Origin of the sequence: Spirulina sp. CCY15215, from assembly GCF_016888125.1 — a bacterium.
Classification (GTDB): domain Bacteria; phylum Cyanobacteriota; class Cyanobacteriia; order Cyanobacteriales; family Spirulinaceae; genus CCY15215.
On record NZ_JACSWA010000348.1, the window covers coordinates 1 to 22,353 of the forward strand.

Sequence of the window (22,353 nt, forward strand, 5' to 3'; positions counted from 1 at the left end):
ATGTGTACGGACGTTAAATTTAACGTCCCTACTTTGGTCGGTTTTGTTTGTTGGCAAAAAGACGAGCGACCCCGGTGAATCGAATTCACCAAGCGGTCGAGGGATGGCGAATCGCATTCGCCATATCCAATCGACCAAGAGAGGGAACGCGCTCGTCATCTCACCGCTAACCCTTCGGGTCTAACGGGAGTCCTCTTTTTGCATTTTGTAGATAGATAAAGGGGAAGGTACAATATAAATTATTTATTTTCAGATGATTTTTTGCACCCTTGCGATCGCCCTGAATATTAAACCGGAAGATTTTATTGCAATGGGGTCATTTTGAACTCGTTTTTCTCTCTTTTCAGCAAGCCCTATTTATATCTACCTTAACGGTGAGCCACCTTTCGGGGTAACTCCTTTTTATGAGAACCATTCCCATTTTGCAAACTGGGAACTTCTTCCTCCTCTAAAGCTAAATGTTCGGCAATATCTCCGGGCAGACCGATCGCTTCGTCAATCGTTTTTCCTTCCGATAAAGGCATTTCCACATCATTAATTACCGCCCCCAAAATAGGCATTTCCGCTTCTACCATTTGTTCGAGGGTGCTGCCGAGAGAGCCTTCACTCACCCCAGGGCGCGTCACCACAACGATACCATCCGTTAAAGGTTGCAGCAGGAAGGCATCATTGCAACTGTTTAAGGAAGCAGTATCCAAAATCACAAAATCGAAGCGCTGACGGGCATCCTCAAGGAGACGGCGCAATTCACTCGACTCCACGATCGCAGCGGCCTTGCGCTGGGGACCAACACTAGGAACAATATAGAGATTTTCTACAGTCGGCACTAAATTAACGCATTCATTGTGAGAACCATAATAAGCAAGGGGTTCAGCTTGGGCATCGGGATCGCTGTACAAATTCACCGCAGGAGCATTCGAGGGCGATCGCAAATCCGCTTCTATTAATAAAGTGCGCTTACCCGCATAAGCTGACGCAATCGCTAAATTATAAGCCGTCGTGCTTTTCCCCTCGGCACGTCCGACACTGGTAACTAGAATTACCTTCGTATTTTTCGGTGCAAAACGGCGCAAGTTGCTGCGGAAGCGTTCATAAGCGTCTAAGCAATTCATATTTTCCCCCAACAATAGGGCTAATAAATCCTCATTCTCCGGTTCGAGTAAAGTTGGCAGTTCTCCTAACATTCTAATTTCCCGTTCATTTAAGAGCGATCGCAATTCTTGGGCAGTATATAAAATCGGATCGAAGAAAGACAAAACTAAAATAACCCCTGCTCCAGCAATTCCCGCACCAATGACACCCCCCAAGACAATAATAACGGGATTGATGTTTCCAGAAGGCTTGTCTGGAGGTTCTGGGACCACAACATCTTGAGCGATGGCTAAACTACCCACGGTTTCGACTTCCGCCGATTGTGCATCCACCAACCGCGTCTCAATGGTGTCGTGAAACTGTTTTCGCAGTTGTAATTTTTGTTGCAAGTTTTCTTGTTCGAGTTGTTTGGTGGGGTAACGTTCGTAAGATTGGCGTAATTCTTGTTCGGTATCGCGAACCGCAGAAAGTTGTCCTTCAATGGTTTCTCTCTGTGCTTGCAACTGTACCAGTTGAGTTGCGATCTGTTGGCGAACAGTATCTAAACTGCTGGCTTTGCGAATTTCCACCGGAGCAACATCAAAAACATTATCATTGCCGATGACTTCATAGGTGCGAGCAATGAATTGGCGATCATAAGTTTCTTTTTGTTGTAGCAAGTCGGCGAGGATAGGATGTTCTGGCCGATACTTTTTGGAGAGCAACTCAATTTGGGTTTCGATTTGCAACAGTTGAGCGCGTAAGCTGGCAATAATGGGATCGCTACTGAGGGCTAAAGAAACCGAGGCTTCTTTAGGGGTTAAACCCAATTGATCTTGCAGGCTTTGAAGTTGACCAATAACCCCTTCTAATTGGACTTTTAATTCTCGTTGCTGTTGTTCGCTGAGGCTAATACCCGAGAAGAGAGTACCATCTTGAGCGGCAATTAAGTCCCCTCCTTCTCGACTCATAAAATCATAAAATTCTCTTTCTGCCTCTTTTAAATCTGTCCTTGCTTCTAACTCTCTTTTTGTCAAGGCCTGGATTTGCGATCGCAGCATGGCAGTATTAAATAAACGACTCTCCTCCACCATTTCCCTCAGTAATAAACTTAAAGTTTCTTGCGACTTTTCCTTACTATTATTTTTGTACTCCACTCGAATCACTTGGGGATCTTCCGGAGTTTCCGGGAACTTAATTTTAAGATTTTTGAATAGTTTATTGGGATCTTTAATTTTCATCTCTCGAGCAACGTTAATCAGGACGCGATCGGCTAATAAAATTTCCTGACTGATGGAGGCTTTACCTTGCTCGTATAGATTTTCCCCGGTACTGGTTGCGGTGGGTGGGGGAGGAGCGTATTTAAGGATGCCAACTGCTTGATACTCTTTGGGTGGAGGGGGAGAGGGGGGAAGTACAGCGACAATGCACGAAGCCACAATAACCGAGATTGCAGTAGTCAAACCGACAATTTTATTTTTTTCTAAACTAATCTGAAACCGTTTGACAAGGGGAGAGGTCATGGTGAAAAAAGGGCTGGAAAAAAATGCTGGAGCGATCGCTGTTGGGACAAAAATTAGGTTCTACAAGAATCCTAACAAATTTCCTCTACAACCAGTTCGCGAATTTGCCATTCGTTACCCTTGGGATATTGGACCGATCGCCCTTGAGAAGAGAGATAAGGGGATAATTATTATAATTATCCCCTTAATCCCGATTGCGATCGCCACTTAAGAAGCCAAAGCCACTGTTACAGCTTGTTGGAGTTCGCCATTTTGGTACATTTCGATCAAGATATCAGAACCGCCCACAAATTCCCCATTAATATACACTTGAGGAATAGTCGGCCATTCAGAGTACTCTTTAATTCCTTGTCGAACTTCGTTATCGCTTAAGACATCAAAAGTCTTATAAGAAGCGCCAAGGGTGTTGAGAATCTGCACGACATTATTAGAAAAACCGCATTGGGGCATGAGTTTAGACCCCTTCATAAAAACAACAATTTTGTCTTCCTTAACAATGCTGTCAATGCGTTCTTTAAGTTCAGGTGTCATGAAGTAACTCCTTAAGGATTTAGATTGAATGAAATCGAATCGACTACAAAAACATTTGGGGACAAACTACAAAGATTGTCCTGTAGTTTCCCACATTTCCGGGGTATAAGTTTTTAAGGCAAGGGCATGAATCGCTTCTGATGCTAACGAACTTTGCAGCGCCTTATAAACAAGTTGGTGTTGTTTAACTCGCGTTTGCCCAGCAAACAACTGTGAAATCACTGTTGCTTGTAAATGATCCCCTCCTCCTGTCAAATCCTCTACCTTGACCCGCGCATCGGGTAAAGAGGCTTTAATTTTGTTTTCCACTTCGGCTAAACTAACCATCAAACCTCCCGCAATAACCAGATTAATCTCGATTGTATTTTATCGAGTCTTTCCCATGTTATCCCATTTACCCAAGGGAATCCTCCCACAGATAGACATGACCTTATCCTAGACCTTATCCTAGACCTTATCCTAGACCTTATCCATGTAATGGGTACGGGTAAGGGATTAATTGCTGCTGCTCGTATTTTCACTAGAACTGGGGAAAGGTACCGTGACAAAGCCTAACTCCAAAAGCTGTTGGTAAGCACGCTTTCCTAAATCTGTGGTGGGATTTTGCGATCGCACGATCTGAACCAGCAAAGGTACCGATAATTCCGGTTGATTTTGCGCCCGGTGAACCACTGCCAGTTGATAGGTGGCATCATCTCGCAACTGTGCGGCTTTGAGGGCATTTACCCTTTGTGACTCTGCGGTGCGGGCGTTAATACCGGCAAAACTGCCTGCTAATTGCTGATAAAAGTTAGATAATTGGTTGAACACTTGCCGAGCTTCTTGTAGTTTCTGTACGGCAAGGCTGTAATTTTGGCTTTCAAAGGCGGTGGTGGCTTCCTCAAGAAAACGTTTTCCTCCCGTTAAACTGAGAATACTATTTGCTTGTCGGAGAGGGCGAAAGTCTTCGGAGGGGTCTTGGGATTCCTCAAACCCTAATTCTGTCAGTTGTTGATAGGCTTTTCTGCCTAGATCTGTGGTCGGGTTTTGCGATCGCACGATTTGAACCAATAAAGGCACCGACAATTCCGGTTGATTTTGCGCCCGGTGAACCAAAGCCAGTTGATAGGTGGCGCGATCGCGCAGTTGTGCTGTTTCTAAGGCTTGTTTGCGCTGTTGTTCGGCGATACTGCCGTCAATGCCCGCAAAACTCCCCGCCAATTGCTGGTAAAAGTTAGATAATTGGTTAAAAACTTGTCTGGCTTCTTGTAATTTTTGCGAAGCGAGGGCATAATTCTCTCCGTCAATGGCAAAACTCGCTTCTTCTAAAAGGCGCTGTCCCCCCACTAAACTGAGCAAACTATCGGTTTGTTGGAGAGGGGGAGTTCCTTGGGGGAGAAACTCTTCCGACTCATTGCCAAATTCATTGCCAAATTCATTGCCAAATTCTTCAACAGGAATCTGTCCTCGGGCGGGTTGCCCCCAGAAAGCGAGGGGCGTGAGACACAATAAACAAACACTCAATAACTTCAGAGGGCGGGGCGTAGAAAAGAGCATAAAGGAAAGTAGCATAGAGTCATTCGGCGGGCAAAAGCCACAAACAATATAACCAAATATTAAGCAAACATTGAGTAATATTACCACCGATGTTCGCGATCGAACCAATCAATATTTTACGGAGATGGCAAGCAATGGTAGAAAATGAGGCACTAGATAACACCAATGTTCCAGAAACTCGCGTGGGCTTGATTTTGCAGAGGGGTGGGGAAGAATTAAATTTATTGAAGGTGGGCGATCGCCTGACGTTGCGCTTGGTCTCGGCGGATGTGGAAATTCCCCCGGAGTTGGGGCGGTTACGCTATAACCTGCTTCCCCAAAGTCAGTTAATTGAGGTTTTGGTAGAAGCCGATGCCCTGGAAAGAGTGATAGGGATGGCGCGGCGCTTGGATTTGGTGGCTTTTGCCAGCCATGTTTACCAATTGGAAAAAAGCCCAGAAACCCTTATTTATTTGACAGATGAGTTGACCCTGCAATTTGTGGAGAATGTAGAAGACTCGGAAAGAGACGCGATCGCCCAGCATTTTAATTTGCAGTTACTGCGACCCTTGGAGGGCATCCCCAATGCGTTTATTTATCGCCTCACCTCCCAGTCTCAAGAGAATCCGATCAAATTGGCCAACCGCCTCGCAGCTAATGCCCAAATCCTTGTTGCAGAAGCTAATATTCTCCTGCGAAGAGAGTCTTTTTATACCCCGAAGGATGATTTATATCTCCAACAATGGTATCTCCAGCACAAGCCTGGAAACCAGCTTTCAGGGACTTCTCATGTTGATGTGGAGAAGGCGTGGGATATTACCCGAGGGTCGCGATCGATCGTGATTGCGGTGGCTGATGATGCGATCGACCTGCGCCATCCCGATTTCCAAGGGAAAGGGAAAACGGTGTTTCCTCGGGACTTTAAAGGTAAGGATTTTTCTCCTCAACCGGATAACGACCAAGAAAGTCACGGCACCGCTTGCGCGGGGGTAGCGGTGGCGGAGGAAAATGGCCAAGGGGTGGTGGGAGTGGCTCCAGGTTGCGCTTTAATGCCCCTACGGACGACGGGATACCTAGATGACCATTCCATCGAACAACTCTTTGATTGGGTCATTGAGAAGGGCGCTAGTGTTGTTTCCTGTAGCTGGGGGGCGGCGACGGTTTATTTCCCTCTCTCTTTGCGTCAAACTGCAGCCATTCATCGGGTAGCAACCCAAGGAAGAAAAGGGAAAGGATGCGTTGTTGTTTTCGCGGCGGGAAATGCCAATCGTCCGGTACAGGGGACGGTATACGAACAGGGTTGGCAGGGAAATTTGTTGAATGGTCCGACGGAGTGGTTAAGTGGTTTTGCGGCGCATCCAGATGCGATTACTGTTTCTGCTTGTAGCAGTTTGGGGAAAAAGTCTGCTTATAGTAATTGGGGGGGGCATATTTCCGTTTGCGCCCCTAGTAATAATGCCCCGCCTGGGATGTGGTTTCAACAAACAGGGTTTATTCAAACTGCGCCTCCTGTCCGCACCTATTTGCCTGGACTGGGGATTTTGACGACGGATGTTTTAGGAAATATGGGCTACGATCCTGGGAACTTTACGCGAGATTTTGGGGGAACATCTAGTGCTTGTCCTTTGGTTGCGGGGGTTGCGGGGTTAATTCTCTCGGCAAATCCCAATTTGACGGCGCGGGAGGTGAAGGACATTCTGCAACAAACGGCGGATAAGATTGTGGATGGCGATCGCGATCCCCAGTTGGGGTTACAGTTGGGAACTTACGATCGCAATGGCCATTCCCAATGGTTTGGCTATGGCAAGGTGAATGCGTACAAGGCAGTTAAGGAGGCCAAACGGCGATCGCCTGGTGCTAATTCCGGTTCCGATGCAGATTCTGGTTCCGGGGGAAGTGTTTCTCGCACCCTTCGCAAGGAAAATAAGGGCAACTTGACCATTGCCGATAATAATCCTCAAGGTGTTATCAGTAAGATTAGCATTACGGAGACGGGAGTTATTAAAGATATTCAAGTGCAAGTGAATTTAAACCACGGTTTTTTAGGGGATATTGAAGTGAGTTTGCTTGCGCCTACGGGGGAGAATTTGTTATTGCAAAATCGCACTTTGGGTTCGCAAACGGTACTACAAAAAACCTATACTTTGCAAACAACTCCATTATTAAAAAAACTCCAAAATCGTCCTTGTGTGGGAACCTGGCAATTAAAAATAGCTGATTTTGCTGTCGGCGATCGCGGACGTTTGGAGGAATGGGCTTTGGAGTTAACAATTTAAAATCGCTTAAATGGCGATCGCTGTTGGTTTTTCCTGCAATTCATCCAAATGTTGCCAAATACTTTGTAAGAGGAGATCGAGTCCCGATCGCGTCACTGCGGAAACGGCAAAAATTGGCGAATCTGTTATTGTTGCAAATTCGGCTGTGAGAAAATCTTGCAATTCTGCATCGATCGCATCCAATTTATTGAGGGCGATAATTTGCTGGCGATCGCTTAATCCTTTCCCATAAGCGGCTAATTCAGCTTGAATGATGCGATAATCTGCAAGAGGATTATCTGCGGTACTATCAACTAAATGCACTAATAAGCGAGTGCGTTCGATATGGCGTAAAAATTCGTGTCCCAAGCCAATTCCCGCGTGGGCACCAGCAATTAATCCCGGTATATCTGCAAATACCGTCCCATCTCCCGATGGTTTGCGAACAACACCTAAATTGGGAATGAGGGTAGTAAAGGGATAATTGGCAATTTTAGGACGGGCAGAAGAGAGGGAGGAAATTAAGGTAGATTTTCCTGCATTGGGTAAGCCAATAATGCCCACTTCTGCCAGTAATTTTAACTCCAAACGCAAGCGATATTGTTCCCCATCTAAACCCGGTAAAGCCTGTTCTGGAGCGCGATTTTGATTGCTGAGAAAACATTTATTTCCTAGCCCTCCTTTGCCGCCTTTGGCAATACAAATAATTTGCGAAGGCTGGACTAAATCGGCGATGGTTTCTTCGCGATCCAAATCGTAAACAATTGTCCCACAAGGCACTTCAATTTCTAAGTCTTTTCCCGATGCCCCAGTACAATTATTAGAACCGCCCCGCTTACCATTATCGGCTTTGAAGTAACGAGCATATTTGAAATCTAAGAGGGTTTGCAGGCGTTCTGAGGCTTTCAAAAAGATAGAACCACCCCGTCCTCCGTTTCCCCCGGACGGACCCCCTGCTGGGACGTATTTTTCCCGGCGAAAGGCAACGACTCCATCGCCTCCATTGCCAGCTTGTACTTCAATTTCTGCTTGGTCGATAAATTGCATTTGGGTAATGGGTAATGAGTAATGGGTAATTAGCCCTTTAACAATATTTCGAGACATCTTCTTCACAATCATCGGCAAGATAGGTGAGGGCGCGGAAACGCAAACCCACTAATTGATCGTAAAGGGGATTGAGTTTGCACATGGGGGGAATATGCACAATTTTATGGCCAAAAAGTTTAATATCTCGTTCAAAAGGACATTGCGGGGGGACCATTTTACAGACAAAACGGGCAACGCGAGGGTCTTTCATGTCCATTCCCTCTAACCAATCTCTTACTGGTGCCAAAACGTCAACAGAGGGATCTTGCGGAGGGTTGAGGGCATTGGTTTCGAGTTTGTGTTTGTCGGGGTCGTAAAGGGTCTGTTCTAAAGATTTTAAGGCTTTCACCTCTAATCCCAAAGCGTCGAGAAATTGATTAATAACTTTGGCTTCTTCGAGGGAATATACGCCGTTGGCTAAGGCCATCATGACTGCTGTTCTGATAAAGTTTTCGGCAGTGTCGCGATCGCCTCCGAGAATGGCGGCCAAATCTTGAGGAGAGATTGGTTCTAATGAACCTAATTCTGTCGCTGGGGCGAGTTCATCTTGGGTGAGTTGGGCGATCAATTCTTGTTCTTCGGGATCGAAGTGACCATCAGCCCAAGCGATGGTTAGCAAGCCACGCAGCCATGCAGAAATTTGTTGGTCGGTATATGGGGAGTTAGCCACAGAGTTAGCCACAGTCGTCATCAAATCTAAAATAGAAGGTTATCTCTTCAATTTTAAGCGTTCGATCGCCGGGTTTGGGAAATCGGAGCTATTCTCTTACAATTTTGGTGTCTGAATGGGAATAGAAATGCGGAATTGAGTCCCTTGACCCACTTGGGAAACACAATCCAATTGACCGCCATGCTTTTCGACGATAACTTGATAGCTAATAGAAAGTCCTAAACCCGTTCCTTTGCCGACTTTTTTGGTGGTGAAAAAGGGATCGAAAATTCGCGATCGCGCGGCATCGGAAATCCCGCTACCATTATCAACAATCTCAATATTGACGCGATCGCCTTCTGTGTTGGTGCGAATTGAGATGGTCGCATCTTCCTTGGAGTTACATTCCTCGATCGCATCGATAGCATTAGTGAGGAGGTTCATAAATACCTGATTGAGGGGGGCAGGATAGCACTCAACTAAGGGTAAATCGCCATAGTCTTTAAGCAGTTGAATGGGGCGATCGCCACGAGAGTTCCAGCGATGTTGCAAAATTAAGAGGGTACTTTCTAACCCATCGTGAATATCTACTGCTTTAGTTTCTGCTTCGTCAAGTCGCGAGAAAGTTCGCAAAGAAAGAACAATTTTCCGAATGCGATCGCTCCCCATTCGCATTGATTCTATAATTTTAGGTAAATCTTCTCTGACAAAATCAAGATCGATCTCGTCAATTTTTTGGCAAACACCATCCTGGGGGACGGGATAGGCCTTGTCATAAGTATCGATTAAATCGACTAAATCTCGAACATAACCATCTACATGAACGAGATTACCAAAGATAAAATTAACGGGATTATTGATTTCATGGGCAATTCCTGCCACCATTTGTCCCAAACCTGCCATTTTTTCGCTTTGAATTAATTGGCTTTGGGTCTGTTGCAGTTCCTTCAGGGTGCGGGAAAGTTCGTCAGCTTGGGTTTGAGTGGTTTTTAATAATTCTGCCTGTTGTAGGGCTATTCCCAATTGCGTCCCGATTTGAGCCAGTAAATCCACTTCATATTCTTGCCAGTGACGGGGTTGAGCATTCTGGTAGGTTGCCAGGAGTCCCCAGAGAATATCTCCTTGCAGGATAGGAACAATAATACAGGCTCTAGCTTCCAAGTTTTCGAGGAGTTTGATATGACAGGGGGAATAGTGCGTTTTATAAATATCGTCAATCACCGTAGTTTGATTGCGGCGATAACGCCCACCTTGGGTTTCTTGCAGCACCGTATCGGCAATAAAACCCCGATCTTTCATTAGGGGTGTCCAACCGGGGACGATCGCCTCAGCGACGATCTGACCGCTCCAATCGGCATTAAAGTGATAAATAACAACGCGATCGCTTTCCAGAAGTTGTAATGTCTCTTGAGTGGTGGTCTCAAAGATGGTATCGATGTCAAGGGAACGGCGAATTCTATCAATGGTTCCGACTAGGGTTTTATGGCGTTGGGCGGCTTTTTCATGTTCCTTGGCGATCGCCAGTTGAGCGGCTTGCTCTTGGGTTTGTTTGAGGTATTCGGCTTGTTGAAGGGCAATGCCGATATGAGCGCCAATTTGGGCGAGAAATTCGGCTTCGTATTCTTGCCACTGACGGGACTGAGAGTTCTGATAAGCTGCCAATAAGCCCCAGAGGTTTTCCCCTTGTAGGATCGGAACGATAATATAGGCTCTGGCTTGGAGTTTTTCCAAAAGTTCGATGTGACAAGGGGAAAAACTTGTTTGGTAAATATCATTGACGATCGCGCTTTCGTTATGGCGATACCGTCCTCCTTGATTGTCTTTCAGGAAACTATCGGCAATGATAGAACGATGGTAATTTTCCACCAGAGGAGTCCAACCACTCGCTAAAGATTCCGCGACAAATTCCCCACTCCAATCGGGGTTAAAGCGAAAAATGGCAACCCTTTCGGTGGCAAGGAGTTGACGAACTTCTCGAGTTGTGGTACTAAAAATAGTTTCAATATCAAGGGAACGTCGGATGCGATCGATCACTCTCGCTAATGCCCGATAAGATTGGGAGCTTTGGTTGAGGGTATTTCCTGAGTAAGTCTCAACGTTTGTCTCAACGTTTGTCTCAATGTTCGTCTCAACGTTCGTCTCAATGTTTGTTATATAAGCGTGTTTCATTAGCAATGATACTACCGGGATTATCGAGAATGCGATCGGCTTTACGGATTAATGTTAAATATAACACCTTATTTATATTTTCTTTATCTTTCTAGGGAATGAAATATAGATACGATTGAGCCTTTAACTCGCGATCCCATTGTCAATTGAGAGAATTCTGCGGGAGAACTGCTATTATTTAGGTTGAGTTTAAGGTTCGTCGGGATGAAAACCCTAAAGAAAATTGTGGCGGGTATTTGTTTAACTTTTGGCATCGGACTTTCAATTTTGATGCTTGCAGATATGATTAATTCTGAAAATTCTTCGGAAGATAAAGGAGATGCTTTTGCAGCACTAATGTTGTTAGGACTACCGACAGTTGTTTTGGGAGGTGGCTTAGTCTGGAATTTGCAGCACCAGCATCGTCAGATGACCCAAAAATTGTTACTTCAACAAGAACAACTTTTTTTGGCATTGCTTCAGAAACAAGAAGGTAGGATAACTGAAATTGAGTTTGCTACAGAAGCTAAGATTTCTCTAGAAGAAGCAAAAGTATATCTCGATCGCAAGGCAACCGCACTTAATGGCGATTTTGAAGAGACGGAAAAAGGAGCGATTATTTATCAGTTTCCTTTGCGTTAATTCCTTTGTGTTAATTCCCTTGATATTCCCTCACTATTATCGCGAATCAAAATAACAACCTTGTCACCTTTGTTCTGGGTTGTTAAAGATCTAACTATTTTTTTCACCGCAGTTTTTTAGCCTTTGTGCGGTATAAACAAACTACTATTCTGGATAATGAAAGATTCTTTAACAATTATTGTGATTGGTGGAGGAGCCGCAGGTTTTTTTAGTGCGGTAACTTTGGCTCGTTTTTGTCCTCATCCTCAGACAATTATCCTTGAGGCGGGACAAGAACCTCTAGCTAAAGTTCGTATCTCCGGTGGAGGACGCTGTAATGTGACTCACCAATGTTTCGAGCCGGCTTTGTTGGTGAAGAATTATCCGAGGGGGGGGAAGGCCTTACTTGGTGCATTCAGTCGTTTTCAGCCTCGCGATACGATCGCCTGGTTTGCAAGTCGAGGAGTTAAGTTAAAAACCGAAGGGGATGGGCGTATGTTTCCTGTAAGCGATCGCTCGGAAACAATTATTGATTGTCTATTAACGGAGGCAAAAAAACAAGGGGTGCAATTGCGATCGCGATCGCCAGTAAAATCTTTAGAAAAATTAGGCGATCGGTTTAGTATTACCTTAAAAACAGGAGAGATTTTAACTGCTGACCGTGTTGTAGTGGCGACGGGTAGTAATCTTTTAGGATATCGTTGGGCGCGGCAATTTGGGCATACAATTATTACGCCTATTCCTTCTTTATTTACCTTTAAAATACCTGATTCTCGCTTGCAGGATTTAGCAGGAATTAGTGTCGATCGCGTTCAAGTTCGCTTGTTACATGAGGGAAAGAATAAACTTGAACAAATCGGACCACTTCTCATTACCCATTGGGGATTAAGTGGTCCAGCAATCTTGAAACTATCGGCATGGGGTGCGAGAATTTTATGGGAACATCGTTATCATCTTTCTTTACTTATTAATTGGTTGCCAGATGAAAATGCGGAAACTTTGCGCCAAAAATTTATACAAATTAAATCGGAAACTCCTCGGCGAAAAATGTTTAATTATTGTCCGGTTTCTTTGCCCAAACGTTTATGGCAAAATTTATTAGCTTCTGCTGCTATTTCTCCCGCTAAGGTTTGGGCAGAATTATCGAAGAAAGAGTTAAATTGCGCGATCGCGGAACTGGTCAATGGAAAGTATCTCATTCAAGGCAAAACGGCGTTTAAGGAGGAGTTTGTCACCTGTGGAGGGGTCAGTCTCAAAGAGATAAATTTTAAGACAATGGAAAGCCGTAAATGTCCAGGATTATATTTTGCTGGCGAAATTCTCGATATTGACGGCATTACAGGAGGGTTTAATTTCCAGAGTGCTTGGACGACGGGATGGCTTGCTGGGACTGCAATGAACAATGAGCAATGAACAATTATCAATGGGGAAAGGGGAGAAAGTGGGCTTTTATTCTTTTCTCATGACCAAAAATTCACAAATCAATCTCTTTTTGTAAAGATTCAGTAAAAATGCGTAATTTCTCTGGACAAACTAGAGATAGCTTGCGTAAGCTAGAAGGTAAGTCAACTGGGAAAACAACAGGGAGGGAATTATTATGAACGGATCTAAAATTTTTGGGGCGATCGCAGGAACAACTTTAAGTTTAATCGCTGTAATGGGCGCTACAACAGGTGAGGCAAAGGCTTTTACCGTTGGCGGCCATCTTAATGGGGCAGAATTTGATGCTTTGGGTTTAGAGATTCCCTGGGCAGCAGAAAGCCGCATTGGTCGAGTTGGCGACCACGAGATTAATATTCACGATATTAATAATGATGCTAACAACCGCGTTCAGGCAGATTACGATCAGTGGGTCAGTGGCAAAGCTGTAGATTTTTCCTTGATTTTTGATAGTATTGCTAACACTCTAATCTATACAGTTGATGGGATAGAGGTGTCTAAAACTGAGATATTTGAAGATAATTTTTCTGACCTTTATATCAGAACCAGCGCGCGTAAAGATGATACCAGTATGCTTGTCGATAACTTGTTTTTAAGTGATGCGTCTATGTCATCAAGCATTGCAGCCGTTTCTAGCGCTTCTTGTTCTGGCAATGTGGGTTGCGGTTACAATGATGCCGATTATCTTCACATTGGCGATATTGTCGGTAATTTCACTTTAACTGGGCGATCGACGATGACTTGGGGTGCAATAAAACCCAACAATTCTAATCTTGCTTATCAAATTAAGTTAGTTGAAGGCGGTGGCGAAACGGTAGATGTTCCGGAACCTGCTTCTCTATCCTTACTTTCCCTGAGTTTATTTGGTTTATTAGCTGCGGGAAAACGTCGCAAAGAAGCTGGCGATCGCTAGATTTAAAAGTATTTAAAAGTTTGATGTGAGAGTAGTTCTCTATATATCCGCCTTCTACAGTGAAAGCGGATTTTTTCTGTTTTTGGGAGAGATGAAGAAAATTAAACAGTCACAACCGATCGCGTTTTTGCTGCTACGAGAGAGACAAAATTAGAGAGAATCTTTAATCCTGCGGTTGAGGACTTTTCTGGGTGAAATTGGACGGCGACGAGATTATCTCGGGCGATCGCGGCGGTAATTTCTTGGGTCCCGTGGGTGACAGTCGCCGCCCGAATTTGCGGATCGAGGGGATCGACATAGTAAGAGTGAACGAAATAAACATAAGGATTTTCCCCTAATCCTTGCCAAACGGGGAGATTTGGTTGTTTAAACGAGAGCGTATTCCAGCCTATATGAGGAATTGTGAGGTTAGGTTCGGAATGGAAGCGTCGCACCATTCCAGGAATGATTCCCAGTCCAGTTTCCGTCCCTTCCTCAGAACCATCAAAGAGAATTTGTAGCCCCAAACAGATACCGAGAAAAGGTTTTCCCCCTGCAATGGCATCTTTGATCGGTTCGACGAGATGGCGCGATCGCAAATGCTGCACTGCGGGATCGAAGGCTCCTACTCCTGGTAAGACAATGCCATCTGCTGCAGCGAGATCGGAGTGAGAATCAGTGATTTTGGTTGTTGCACCTGCGTTTTCGAGTCCCTTGCAAGCCGAGTGCAAGTTGCCCATGTCATAGTCGATAACCGCGATCGATACCATTGTTATTGAGAAAAAAGAACAGGTTAAATGTGGGAATACCACTGGGTAGATCGTACCGCAAATCGAGATGAACTTGTTATACTATCTGGAAAAGAGGGAATCCAAGATGAAGGGTTTAGGCATCTCTCTTTAAACCTTGAGCTTCCAAAATCAAAACTCGGTCATGTTTGCATATTTTTGGCGCATAATTTGCGGAACAACAGTTCTTTTTGTCGGTTTAACTTCTCACTCTTTTAGTTTAGCTCAATCGATTACCGCGACACCCGATGAAACAGGGACAATCATTCAACAAGAAGGAAATACTTATCGCATTCAAGGTGGAACGCGATCGCAAGGAAATCTCTTTCATTCTTTTCAGCAATTTGGCTTAAATAGTAATGAAATTGCGAATTTTCTTTCTTCTCCAGACATTCAAAATATTTTAGGACGAGTTACCGGGGGCGATCCTTCTGTTATTAACGGTTTAATTCAACTCACGGGAGGTAATTCTAATCTCTATTTAATGAACCCTGCGGGGATTGTTTTTGGGGGGAATGCGAGTTTAAATGTTCCCGGTTCTTTTTTAGCAACAACCAGCGATCGCATTGGTTTTGCTGACGGTTGGTTTAATGCGACGGGAGAGAACAATTATCAAGATTTAATCGGCACACCCGATCGATTTGCGTTTTTGAGCGATAATCCTAGTGCAGTTATAAATCAAGCTAATTTAGCAGTTAAAACAGGGAATGATGTCACTTTTATCGGTGGGACGGTAATTAATACAGGAACAATTTCCGCGCCAGGAGGTGATATTACTTTAGCGGCTGTACCTGGAACAAATTTAGTGCGAATATCTCAAGCAGGCAGGCTTTTAAGTGTAGAATTATCGGCGGAGGACATTGCCGCAGGAATTACCCCACTAGAACTACCAGAATTATTAACAACACCTGGAATTGAAGAGGCGATCGGCAATATTTCCACCCCTCAAAACGGCGATATTTTGATTAGCGGTCAAATTCAGGGGGAAACGGTGAATTTAATGGCAGCAAATCGGGTGAATGTTGTCGATACAGAAAACCCTTTAATTTTAACAGGAGATGGGACAAGAAGTGCGCCAACAGTGACAATATTTCCTGAAAATATAGACGATCCTTTAGCTTATGTTTTCATTGATGCACTGGTCGAAAATTATCAAGATTTTCTCTACAATGGCAAAGCTGGAACTGTTTCTTTTGTGGTTACTCCCGAAGAAAATGGAATATCTTTTATTAGCGAACAATTAGCACAAATTTCCGAACAAGAACAAAAAATTGATGAAGTTCATATTCTCTCAGAAGGAAATGAAGGCAATTTTTGGTTAGGTAATGCTTATGTGTCAGGAGAAACAATAGACCAATATCGAGATAATTTTCAGAGTTGGAGAAGTGCCTTAAGTCCAGAGGCAGATATATTATTGTATAGTTGTTTTACAGCATTAGGAGAAGCTGGGGAATCTTTAATGCAGGCGATCGCCACAGAAACAGGGGCAGATGTCGCAGCATCCACAAATTTAACAGGAAGTTCGGTACTAGGTGGAGATTGGATTTTAGAGAAACAATTTGGCAATATTGAAGCAAATTTAGCTTTTGAACAATCGATTTTGAAAGAGTATCAAAATACTTTAGCCGTGTTTACTGCCAGTAATAGTGCTGAGTTAATACAAAGTATGATAGATGCTCACAACATAGCCAGTAATGATACAATTAATTTATTGCCTAATACTATTTTTACTTTAAGTGCGCCATTGCAAGATATTTTTGGAGCGAGTGGAACTGTAACCATTAATGGATTTAATGCAACGATTGATGCTCAAGGAGCATCTCGAATTGTTACTGTTAGACCAGATGCAATTCTAACTCTCAATGATGTGACTATCCGTAATGGATCTGTACCGCTTGGAGGGGGAGTAGCTGATGATGGAGGCGCAATTTTGGTACGCCAAGGAACGTTAAATATTAACAATAGTACCCTCGAAAATAATACCGCAGCAGATAGAGGTGGAGCCGTTTTCGTTATTGAAGGACAATTAAATATTAGTAATAGTACAATTTCAGGTAATTCGGCTGTAAATGGTGGCGGAATTTTTAACGATCGCGGTACGATAACCATTACTAATAGTACAATTTCTGGCAACTCAACTATGATGAATGGTGGGGGAATCTATAATGGTGGCATTACAGGTGGCATCAGTAAAACATCAACAACGACGATTAGTAATAGTACAATTTCTGGAAATAGTGCGGGAGGTAAAGGTGGCGGAATTTTTAATTATAGTTCTAGTTCTTATTATGGACTCTTAAACATTTCTAATAGTACAGTGTCTAAAAATATCAGTCCCAATAATGGTGCAGGATTATTTAATGAAAAAAATTTTGACATCGGAAATGCGATCGCCAACATTCGCAACACGATTATTGCGGGTAATATTTCCATAAATCAGCCTAATCAACGAGATATTAGCAACAATATTAGCATTAGCAATAGTAAAGGCACATTAGAAAATGGCGGCAATAATTTAATTGGAGTTATCGGTAATGCAACTGAATTGATGGGATCGGGAACAATTTTTGGCACATCAACTAACCCTCTCGATCCCGTTCTTTCTCCTCTAGGAAATTACACCGGAGACACTCAAACCCATATTCCTCTGCCTGGAAGTCCTGCTATTAATACCGGAAGCAAAACAGGAACTCCCAGTACAGATCAACGAGGATTAAATCGCGGAACCTTGGTTGATATTGGTTCGGTAGAAGTGACTGCCGATCTACAAATTACTCAAAGTGTTAGCACCTCTGTTCCTATCCTCAATCAAGATATTGGTGTTGTTCTAACTATAGAAAATCTCGGTCCCGATCCTGTCGGAGGAGTTTTAGTTAGTAGTCTTTTTCCTGATGGCATTACTATTAATAGCATCAGTCCTTCTACAGGAAGCGCAACATTTAATAATAATATTGGACTATGGACAATTGGCAATCTTGATGGTGATTTCGATCTTATTTCTGAGGGAAATTTAGCAACCTTAACTTTAATTGGTCGCGTCACCGATTCAGATATATTTAACCTAATATTTTTGAATTTCATCCAAAGCGATATTTTTCAAGCAGAAGATCCTAATCTAGCCAATAATATCACTCAAGCTAGTGCAACTACAATTAATCCCTATATTCTACCGACTTTACAGCCACAATCCCCGTTAGTTGCGATCGCGCCTTTAAAACCCATTCTCAATACTCTTAGCGATGAAGCGATTTTTATTGAAATTGAAGATACTTTTTCTCAAGAATATAAAGATTATCTAGAACTTGAAGATGAAGAAAAACCCATTACCCTCCAAGAAGCGCAAAATATTCTTCGCAATATCGAAGTCACCAACGGTATTACTCCAGCCGTTATTTATGCTTACTTCAAACCGCAAAATTCCAGGCTAGATGAAAATGAAATATGGCGTTTTTCTCCTCAAGAAGACCGAAAAACGAAAGCTAAACCCGAACCTTCTCCCGATGACGAACTGCATTTATTAGTCATTACACCCTCAAATCCTCCTATTCACCGTCATCTTCCCGAAGTCACCCGCAAAAAAGCGATCGCCGTTGCCGAAAATTTTCGCCGTACTGTAACTAATGTACGCCGTCCCAATGCTTATCTCGACCCCGCACAACAAATGTATCGCTGGTTGGTGGGTTCCGTCGCAGAAGAATTAGAAGAACGAGGTGTAGATAGTTTATCTTTTGTCATGGATCGGGGACTGCGAACGATACCTGTTGCTGCTTTACATAATGGAGATAACTTTATTATCGATCGCTATAGTGTGGGAATGATGCCCAGTTTCTTTTTAACGGCACCGGAGTATCGAGATATTAAAAATCGCCAAGTTTTAGCAATGGGTGCCGATCGCTTCGTCGAATATGCACCCCTTCCCGCAGTTCCCACAGAATTAGAATTGATTAGTAATGAAATATGGCAGGGAGAATCTTATCTCAACGAAGGATTTACCACCGATAACCTCAAAAAAGCGCGATCGCAAAATAATTTTGGAATCGTTCACCTGGCAACTCATGGAGAGTTTAAACCCGGTAAAGCAGAGAATTCTTATATTCAGTTTTGGGATGAAAAATTGCCCCTAACGCGCTTTCGAGAATTGGGTTTAAATGATGCCCAAATTGAATTATTAGTGCTAAGTGCTTGTCGGACAGCGTTTGGCGATCCTGATGCAGAATTAGGCTTTGCAGGATTGGCGATCGCAACAGGAGTAAAAACGGCTGTAGGAAGTCTTTGGTATGTTAACGATGAGGGGACTTTAGCCCTGATGACAGGGTTTTATTCCCAATTAGATAGTGCAGCAATTAAAGTTGAAGCCTTGCGACAGGCACAGTTAAGTTTATTAAGTGGAGAAACCCGTTTTGAAAACGGACAATTACTCTTTCCAGATGGAAGTTTTCCCCTACCTCCAGAATTATTAGGAAAAGGCGATCGCGTTTTCAATCATCCTTATTTTTGGAGTGCATTCACTACTATTGGGAGTCCTTGGTAAACGCTTTTAGTATTATTAATAATTCGCATTATACTATAAATTCCCTTGTTAATCGTTTGAGGATTTGCAAGACGAGATATAGACCATTTTCGCGGTTGCGGAGGTTGAATTCATCAGACATTGCATAGGTAAACCCCTCAAAGTGAGGAATTAGTTTCAGAAAAGTAAAATTTGCTCCATTGGTCAGCAGTCCGTATGTATTGGCTGTATTGGGACTTGCTAGGAGATAAGAGAGAAGTTGCGATCGCCCAACTTCGAGAGAAAAAGCAGCTTGTTTGGATTCGATCGCCAACACCCAAAAGTTTTCGCAGATTACCAATATATCAAGGTTTCCCGTTACTTTCAATTCGCCGTCTCGGTCAACGATCTCGGTAGATACCTCCGAACGAATGCGGAAGGGAGATGCAAAAAAACCAGCCATATCTAATAAAGGAGAAAGAACCACCATTTTGACCGTGTTTTCCAGCAGAGGAGGATATCGGAGTAAATAACTATAATTACTTTTAATGCGATCGCAGCGATCGCGTTCTATCGTTGTTAAATTGGGGAGTTCGTTTTGCCATTCACTAAATGCGTTTGGATCTTCAGTCAACTGAAGTTTGAATCTTTCCTCCAGTTCACTCAAAGTAATAGTTCTAGCGGTGAGAGATTGCATGAGTTTAAAAATTTAGAGAACGATTCACGCCCTTAATATTCATAATAATTGAAATTCTTTCATTGCGGGCAAAAAGTTTTTATTCTCATGGCTGGGACGACTGAGTTTAATTAAAGCAAAACGGCGATCGGGGGTTAACTTTTGCCACTGTTGGAGACTTAAAGATACATTCATTTCTGTCGCTTTTTCTCGTACAGTTTCGGGGATCTTTGTTTCATTCAACCAAGGAGGATTTTCAGCGATCGCCAATTCCGATGCAGGTTTTCCTGTATATTGAATCACTAATCGCTGTAAACACTCTCCATAAGTTTTAACTTCTTCTTCTGTCGTACAAGGCATTATTACTAAACTTTCTCGTTCCTTGCGATTGAATTGATGCCAATGAGTCAGTTTGAGTTTGATGCCACAGGTATCTAATTTCATTCTCACCTGCATGGGAATACAGCGCAAAGATTCGACAAAATCTGCTTCAAATTTGAACATTTATGATGAGTTGCTTGTTTTCGTTAAAATAGCCCTATCTTCCCAAAGGAAAATAGGGACTTTCTATTTTAGCGAAAGAATTGGTAATTTTTCAAGGAAGGAAATCAGAGTTCAACAACTCTCACATTACGAACTTGATAATCCGATCCGGTTTTCTTCGCACAGAATCCCATATCAACGGTTTGATTGGGTTGTAGGGGTTGTCCCCAATTGGGAGGTGTGACTGTATATTGCGAACCCTGACGCTGAAAATCACCATTCCAACTGTTATTAATCTGCGCTTGATTCATCTCAAAGCGCAATTGCCAAGCACGAATGGGAGAACTATTGGGATTCTTTACGGGAATCCTTACACAAAACCCTGTATTCCAATCGGAATCTACGATCGCATTTGCAGCTAGGGTTGTATTTGAGACAGGATCGGGGGTTGGTGTTGGGGTTGGTTCTGGAGTCGGTTCTGGAGTTGGTTCTGGAATGGGATCGGGTGTAGGATTAGGATCGATCGCCACACTATCCCCCAACAAGGTACTTAATAACTGTTGTTTGGGAGCATCAATAGTGCGCCAATCATCCTTTAAAATACCTCCCGTATCGCCACTGTTGGGATTCCAACTCCAATAAGTGAAATGTAACTGTTTCTCGTCAATAAACTTGACTAACTCCCGTTGCCAAATTCCCTCTTTAGAAGCAGAATCGACTTGACGACCGCCAAATTCTCCAATTAAGATGGGTGCAATCTTTTCATCGACAATGTAATTAAAGCCGATTTGCCAGCGTTGACGCAGGTTTTGAGGAAAGGAAGACTCGGAAAACCAAGGTTGATTGTGGACTCCCGCGCCGTATTCGTGAGGAGAATAAACGAGTTTATTCGGTGAGTTGAGGCGAACGGGATAATTTTTCACCCCCTCTAAATTACCACCCCACCAGTGATTGAGTTTTTGTCCTGGTACATTTTTTTCGACCCCTTCAACTACAATCAACCAGTTGGGATTTACTGCAAGGATAGCATTTCCGGCGCGTTCGGCAGCCAGTCGCCAGTCCGTAGCGCGATCGCCGGTTCCCCAACTTGCTTCTCCGTGGGGTTCGTTCTTCAAATCCGCCCCAATCACGTTACGCTGGTTCTTGTAGCGTTGCGCTAACATTGTCCATGCACCGATCCAGTCTTCTTCACTAAAACCATCACCATACCAAAGTGTGGGAATGCGTTGGTCATTTAAACGATGACTATCGAGGAGAATAAACAAGCCTTGGCGATCGGCTTCTTGGATGAATAAATCTAGCGCTTGCAAGGAGGTTTTGTTTTGGAAGTCTGCGTTACTGCCGATACCAAAATTAACCCCACTGAGGGAGTTCGATCGCAGTCCCTGTACGGAATAAGGCAGGCGAATGATATTGTAGCCCAAGTTCTTGATTTGTGCGAACATCTCCTTATAATCTCGCGCCCAAAGTCCATGAGGTGCATGGATATCCGTCTCGAAACCAAACCAGTTGACTCCTCGCAAAAGTACGGGTTGACCCTTAGCATCAATAATCTGCGATCCTCGCGTCGAGAGAGGGGTTTGGATAACAGATGCAGCACTTGCAGGTTGAGGAAGGTGATGTAGTGCGATCGCCAACCATAAAGCAAGGAAAAAGGTCAAAATTCTGGCACCGATTTTGATATACTTGCGTATTGGTTTCGGTTGACGCGAAAGGTTAAATTGTTTTGTCAGCATGAAAACTTACAGGTAGAGAGTGATTTTAACTGCCGAGGAAAATAGGAGCCACTTTCCCTGATTTTTAAAGAAAGACTGACTTTAATTTTAATCAGTTCCCTAATCAATATTTTAAGTGTCCTTGTTTTTCTTTTCGCGATCGCCTTGCCAAATCTCTTACAATATTCTTGCATTTCAGTAAATTTACTACATCCTATTTATTTCGAGGTTACTGTAATGACCAAAGAGCAAATTAATAAATTAGTTGATGTTGCCTATAGTATGGGTTGGGGCTTTTTCCTGGGTTCGATCGTAGGCTTAATAATTAGTTTGATTTGGCGAGATGTTGCGATCGCCAGTATTTTCCCTTCTGTTTTAACTGTTGTCGGGTCTTTTATCGGTATGATTGTTGCTATTATTCAGATTATGCGATCGCCTAAAAGAAGTGAGGATTAATGCGATCGCCCTGAA

At 43.4% G+C, this 22,353-nt stretch carries 17 protein-coding genes and 2 pseudogenes; 7 read left to right on the top strand and 12 right to left on the bottom strand.

The window, feature by feature from the left end:
- Positions 1 to 368: 368 nt before the first annotated feature.
- A complete protein-coding gene (locus tag JUI58_RS08275) occupies positions 369 to 2,594 on the bottom strand; it encodes a polysaccharide biosynthesis tyrosine autokinase (protein ID WP_204103292.1) in 2,226 nt (741 codons plus the stop codon).
- A gap of 1 nt (position 2,595) precedes the next feature.
- Between JUI58_RS08275 and JUI58_RS08280 the strand changes: the two genes are divergently transcribed.
- Positions 2,596 to 2,805 (top strand): hypothetical protein, encoded by a 210-nt coding sequence (locus JUI58_RS08280; RefSeq protein ID WP_204103293.1) that lies wholly within the window; start codon positions 2,596 to 2,598, stop codon positions 2,803 to 2,805.
- Here the strand turns inward: JUI58_RS08280 and grxD are convergent.
- The 4 genes and pseudogenes from grxD to JUI58_RS27675 all read right to left on the bottom strand — a co-directional run.
- Positions 2,802 to 3,125: a Grx4 family monothiol glutaredoxin gene (grxD, locus tag JUI58_RS08285; protein WP_204103294.1), complete on the bottom strand. Its 324-nt coding sequence runs from the start codon at positions 3,123 to 3,125 to the stop codon at positions 2,802 to 2,804. The genes JUI58_RS08280 and grxD overlap by 4 nt on opposite strands.
- 66 nt (positions 3,126 to 3,191) lie before the next feature.
- Complete coding sequence (locus JUI58_RS08290; RefSeq protein ID WP_204103295.1) at positions 3,192 to 3,452, bottom strand: BolA family transcriptional regulator; 261 nt, start codon at positions 3,450 to 3,452, stop codon at positions 3,192 to 3,194.
- 168 nt (positions 3,453 to 3,620) lie between these two features.
- Positions 3,621 to 4,064: pseudogene (locus tag JUI58_RS27670) on the bottom strand (hypothetical protein); the annotation flags it as partial.
- A gap of 21 nt (positions 4,065 to 4,085) precedes the next feature.
- A pseudogene (locus JUI58_RS27675) lies at positions 4,086 to 4,613 on the bottom strand (hypothetical protein); the annotation flags it as partial.
- Between the two features lie 137 nt (positions 4,614 to 4,750).
- Between JUI58_RS27675 and JUI58_RS08300 the strand changes: the two are divergent.
- On the top strand, positions 4,751 to 6,916 hold the full coding sequence (locus JUI58_RS08300; protein ID WP_239121335.1) for a S8 family serine peptidase: 2,166 nt from the start codon (positions 4,751 to 4,753) through the stop codon (positions 6,914 to 6,916).
- Between the two features lie 6 nt (positions 6,917 to 6,922).
- Here the strand turns inward: JUI58_RS08300 and obgE are convergent, their stop codons facing one another.
- The 3 genes from obgE to JUI58_RS08315 all read right to left on the bottom strand — a co-directional run bounded on the left by obgE (position 6,923) and on the right by JUI58_RS08315 (position 10,664).
- Positions 6,923 to 7,942: a GTPase ObgE gene (gene obgE, locus JUI58_RS08305; protein ID WP_204103314.1), complete on the bottom strand. Its 1,020-nt coding sequence runs from the start codon at positions 7,940 to 7,942 to the stop codon at positions 6,923 to 6,925.
- Positions 7,943 to 7,979: 37 nt separating this feature from the next.
- Positions 7,980 to 8,672 (bottom strand): Mo-dependent nitrogenase C-terminal domain-containing protein, encoded by a 693-nt coding sequence (locus JUI58_RS08310; RefSeq protein ID WP_204103297.1) that lies wholly within the window; start codon positions 8,670 to 8,672, stop codon positions 7,980 to 7,982.
- Between the two features lie 75 nt (positions 8,673 to 8,747).
- Positions 8,748 to 10,664: a GAF domain-containing protein gene (locus JUI58_RS08315; protein ID WP_204103298.1), complete on the bottom strand. Its 1,917-nt coding sequence runs from the start codon at positions 10,662 to 10,664 to the stop codon at positions 8,748 to 8,750.
- Positions 10,665 to 11,003: 339 nt separating this feature from the next.
- On the opposite strand from JUI58_RS08315, the gene JUI58_RS08320 reads away from it, so the two are divergent.
- The 3 genes from JUI58_RS08320 (at position 11,004) to JUI58_RS08330 (ending at position 13,752) form a co-directional block, all read left to right on the top strand.
- On the top strand, positions 11,004 to 11,420 hold the full coding sequence (locus JUI58_RS08320) for a hypothetical protein (protein ID WP_204103299.1): 417 nt from the start codon (positions 11,004 to 11,006) through the stop codon (positions 11,418 to 11,420).
- Between the two features lie 156 nt (positions 11,421 to 11,576).
- The gene (locus tag JUI58_RS08325; protein ID WP_204103300.1) at positions 11,577 to 12,812 is read left to right on the top strand and encodes an NAD(P)/FAD-dependent oxidoreductase; all 1,236 of its coding nucleotides are present in this window, start codon (positions 11,577 to 11,579) and stop codon (positions 12,810 to 12,812) included.
- A 184-nt stretch (positions 12,813 to 12,996) separates the two neighbouring features.
- A complete protein-coding gene (locus JUI58_RS08330) occupies positions 12,997 to 13,752 on the top strand; it encodes a choice-of-anchor W domain-containing protein (protein WP_204103301.1) in 756 nt (251 codons plus the stop codon).
- Between the two features lie 101 nt (positions 13,753 to 13,853).
- Here the strand turns inward: JUI58_RS08330 and hisH are convergent, their stop codons facing one another.
- Positions 13,854 to 14,501 carry an imidazole glycerol phosphate synthase subunit HisH gene (gene hisH, locus JUI58_RS08335; protein WP_204103302.1) on the bottom strand — a complete coding sequence of 216 codons (648 nt, stop codon included), beginning with the start codon at positions 14,499 to 14,501 and terminating at the stop codon, positions 13,854 to 13,856.
- Positions 14,502 to 14,664: 163 nt separating this feature from the next.
- On the opposite strand from hisH, the gene JUI58_RS08340 reads away from it, so the two are divergent.
- The gene (locus tag JUI58_RS08340) at positions 14,665 to 19,050 is read left to right on the top strand and encodes a CHAT domain-containing protein (RefSeq protein WP_204103303.1); all 4,386 of its coding nucleotides are present in this window, start codon (positions 14,665 to 14,667) and stop codon (positions 19,048 to 19,050) included.
- Between the two features lie 28 nt (positions 19,051 to 19,078).
- On the opposite strand, the gene JUI58_RS08345 is transcribed toward JUI58_RS08340, so the two are convergent.
- The 3 genes from JUI58_RS08345 to JUI58_RS08355 all read right to left on the bottom strand — a co-directional run bounded on the left by JUI58_RS08345 (position 19,079) and on the right by JUI58_RS08355 (position 21,903).
- Positions 19,079 to 19,705, bottom strand: coding sequence for a restriction endonuclease subunit R (locus tag JUI58_RS08345; RefSeq protein ID WP_204103304.1), 627 nt, complete (start codon positions 19,703 to 19,705; stop codon positions 19,079 to 19,081).
- Between the two features lie 39 nt (positions 19,706 to 19,744).
- Positions 19,745 to 20,188, bottom strand: a complete 444-nt coding sequence (locus JUI58_RS08350) for a nitrate reductase associated protein (protein WP_204103305.1) — start codon at positions 20,186 to 20,188, stop codon at positions 19,745 to 19,747.
- 104 nt (positions 20,189 to 20,292) lie between these two features.
- Positions 20,293 to 21,903, bottom strand: a complete 1,611-nt coding sequence (locus JUI58_RS08355) for a cellulase family glycosylhydrolase (RefSeq protein ID WP_204103306.1) — start codon at positions 21,901 to 21,903, stop codon at positions 20,293 to 20,295.
- Between the two features lie 216 nt (positions 21,904 to 22,119).
- Between JUI58_RS08355 and JUI58_RS08360 the strand changes: the two genes are divergently transcribed.
- Entirely contained in the window at positions 22,120 to 22,338 is a 219-nt protein-coding gene (locus tag JUI58_RS08360; protein ID WP_204103307.1) for a hypothetical protein, read from the top strand.
- Positions 22,339 to 22,353 lie beyond the last annotated feature (15 nt).

Coding starts and splice junctions, on each gene's coding strand:
- JUI58_RS08330 (WP_204103301.1), top strand. CDS start 12,997: ATGAACGGATCTAAAATTTTTGGGGCGATCGCAGGAACAACTTTAAGT.
- JUI58_RS08360 (WP_204103307.1), top strand. CDS start 22,120: ATGACCAAAGAGCAAATTAATAAATTAGTTGATGTTGCCTATAGTATG.
- JUI58_RS08345 (WP_204103304.1), bottom strand. CDS start 19,705: ATGCAATCTCTCACCGCTAGAACTATTACTTTGAGTGAACTGGAGGAA.
- hisH (WP_204103302.1), bottom strand. CDS start 14,501: ATGGTATCGATCGCGGTTATCGACTATGACATGGGCAACTTGCACTCG.
- JUI58_RS08355 (WP_204103306.1), bottom strand. CDS start 21,903: ATGCTGACAAAACAATTTAACCTTTCGCGTCAACCGAAACCAATACGC.
- JUI58_RS08300 (WP_239121335.1), top strand. CDS start 4,751: ATGTTCGCGATCGAACCAATCAATATTTTACGGAGATGGCAAGCAATG.
- JUI58_RS08320 (WP_204103299.1), top strand. CDS start 11,004: ATGAAAACCCTAAAGAAAATTGTGGCGGGTATTTGTTTAACTTTTGGC.
- obgE (WP_204103314.1), bottom strand. CDS start 7,942: ATGCAATTTATCGACCAAGCAGAAATTGAAGTACAAGCTGGCAATGGA.
- grxD (WP_204103294.1), bottom strand. CDS start 3,125: ATGACACCTGAACTTAAAGAACGCATTGACAGCATTGTTAAGGAAGAC.
- JUI58_RS08310 (WP_204103297.1), bottom strand. CDS start 8,672: ATGACGACTGTGGCTAACTCTGTGGCTAACTCCCCATATACCGACCAA.
- JUI58_RS08325 (WP_204103300.1), top strand. CDS start 11,577: ATGAAAGATTCTTTAACAATTATTGTGATTGGTGGAGGAGCCGCAGGT.
- JUI58_RS08275 (WP_204103292.1), bottom strand. CDS start 2,594: ATGACCTCTCCCCTTGTCAAACGGTTTCAGATTAGTTTAGAAAAAAAT.
- JUI58_RS08290 (WP_204103295.1), bottom strand. CDS start 3,452: ATGGTTAGTTTAGCCGAAGTGGAAAACAAAATTAAAGCCTCTTTACCC.
- JUI58_RS08350 (WP_204103305.1), bottom strand. CDS start 20,188: ATGTTCAAATTTGAAGCAGATTTTGTCGAATCTTTGCGCTGTATTCCC.
- JUI58_RS08340 (WP_204103303.1), top strand. CDS start 14,665: ATGTTTGCATATTTTTGGCGCATAATTTGCGGAACAACAGTTCTTTTT.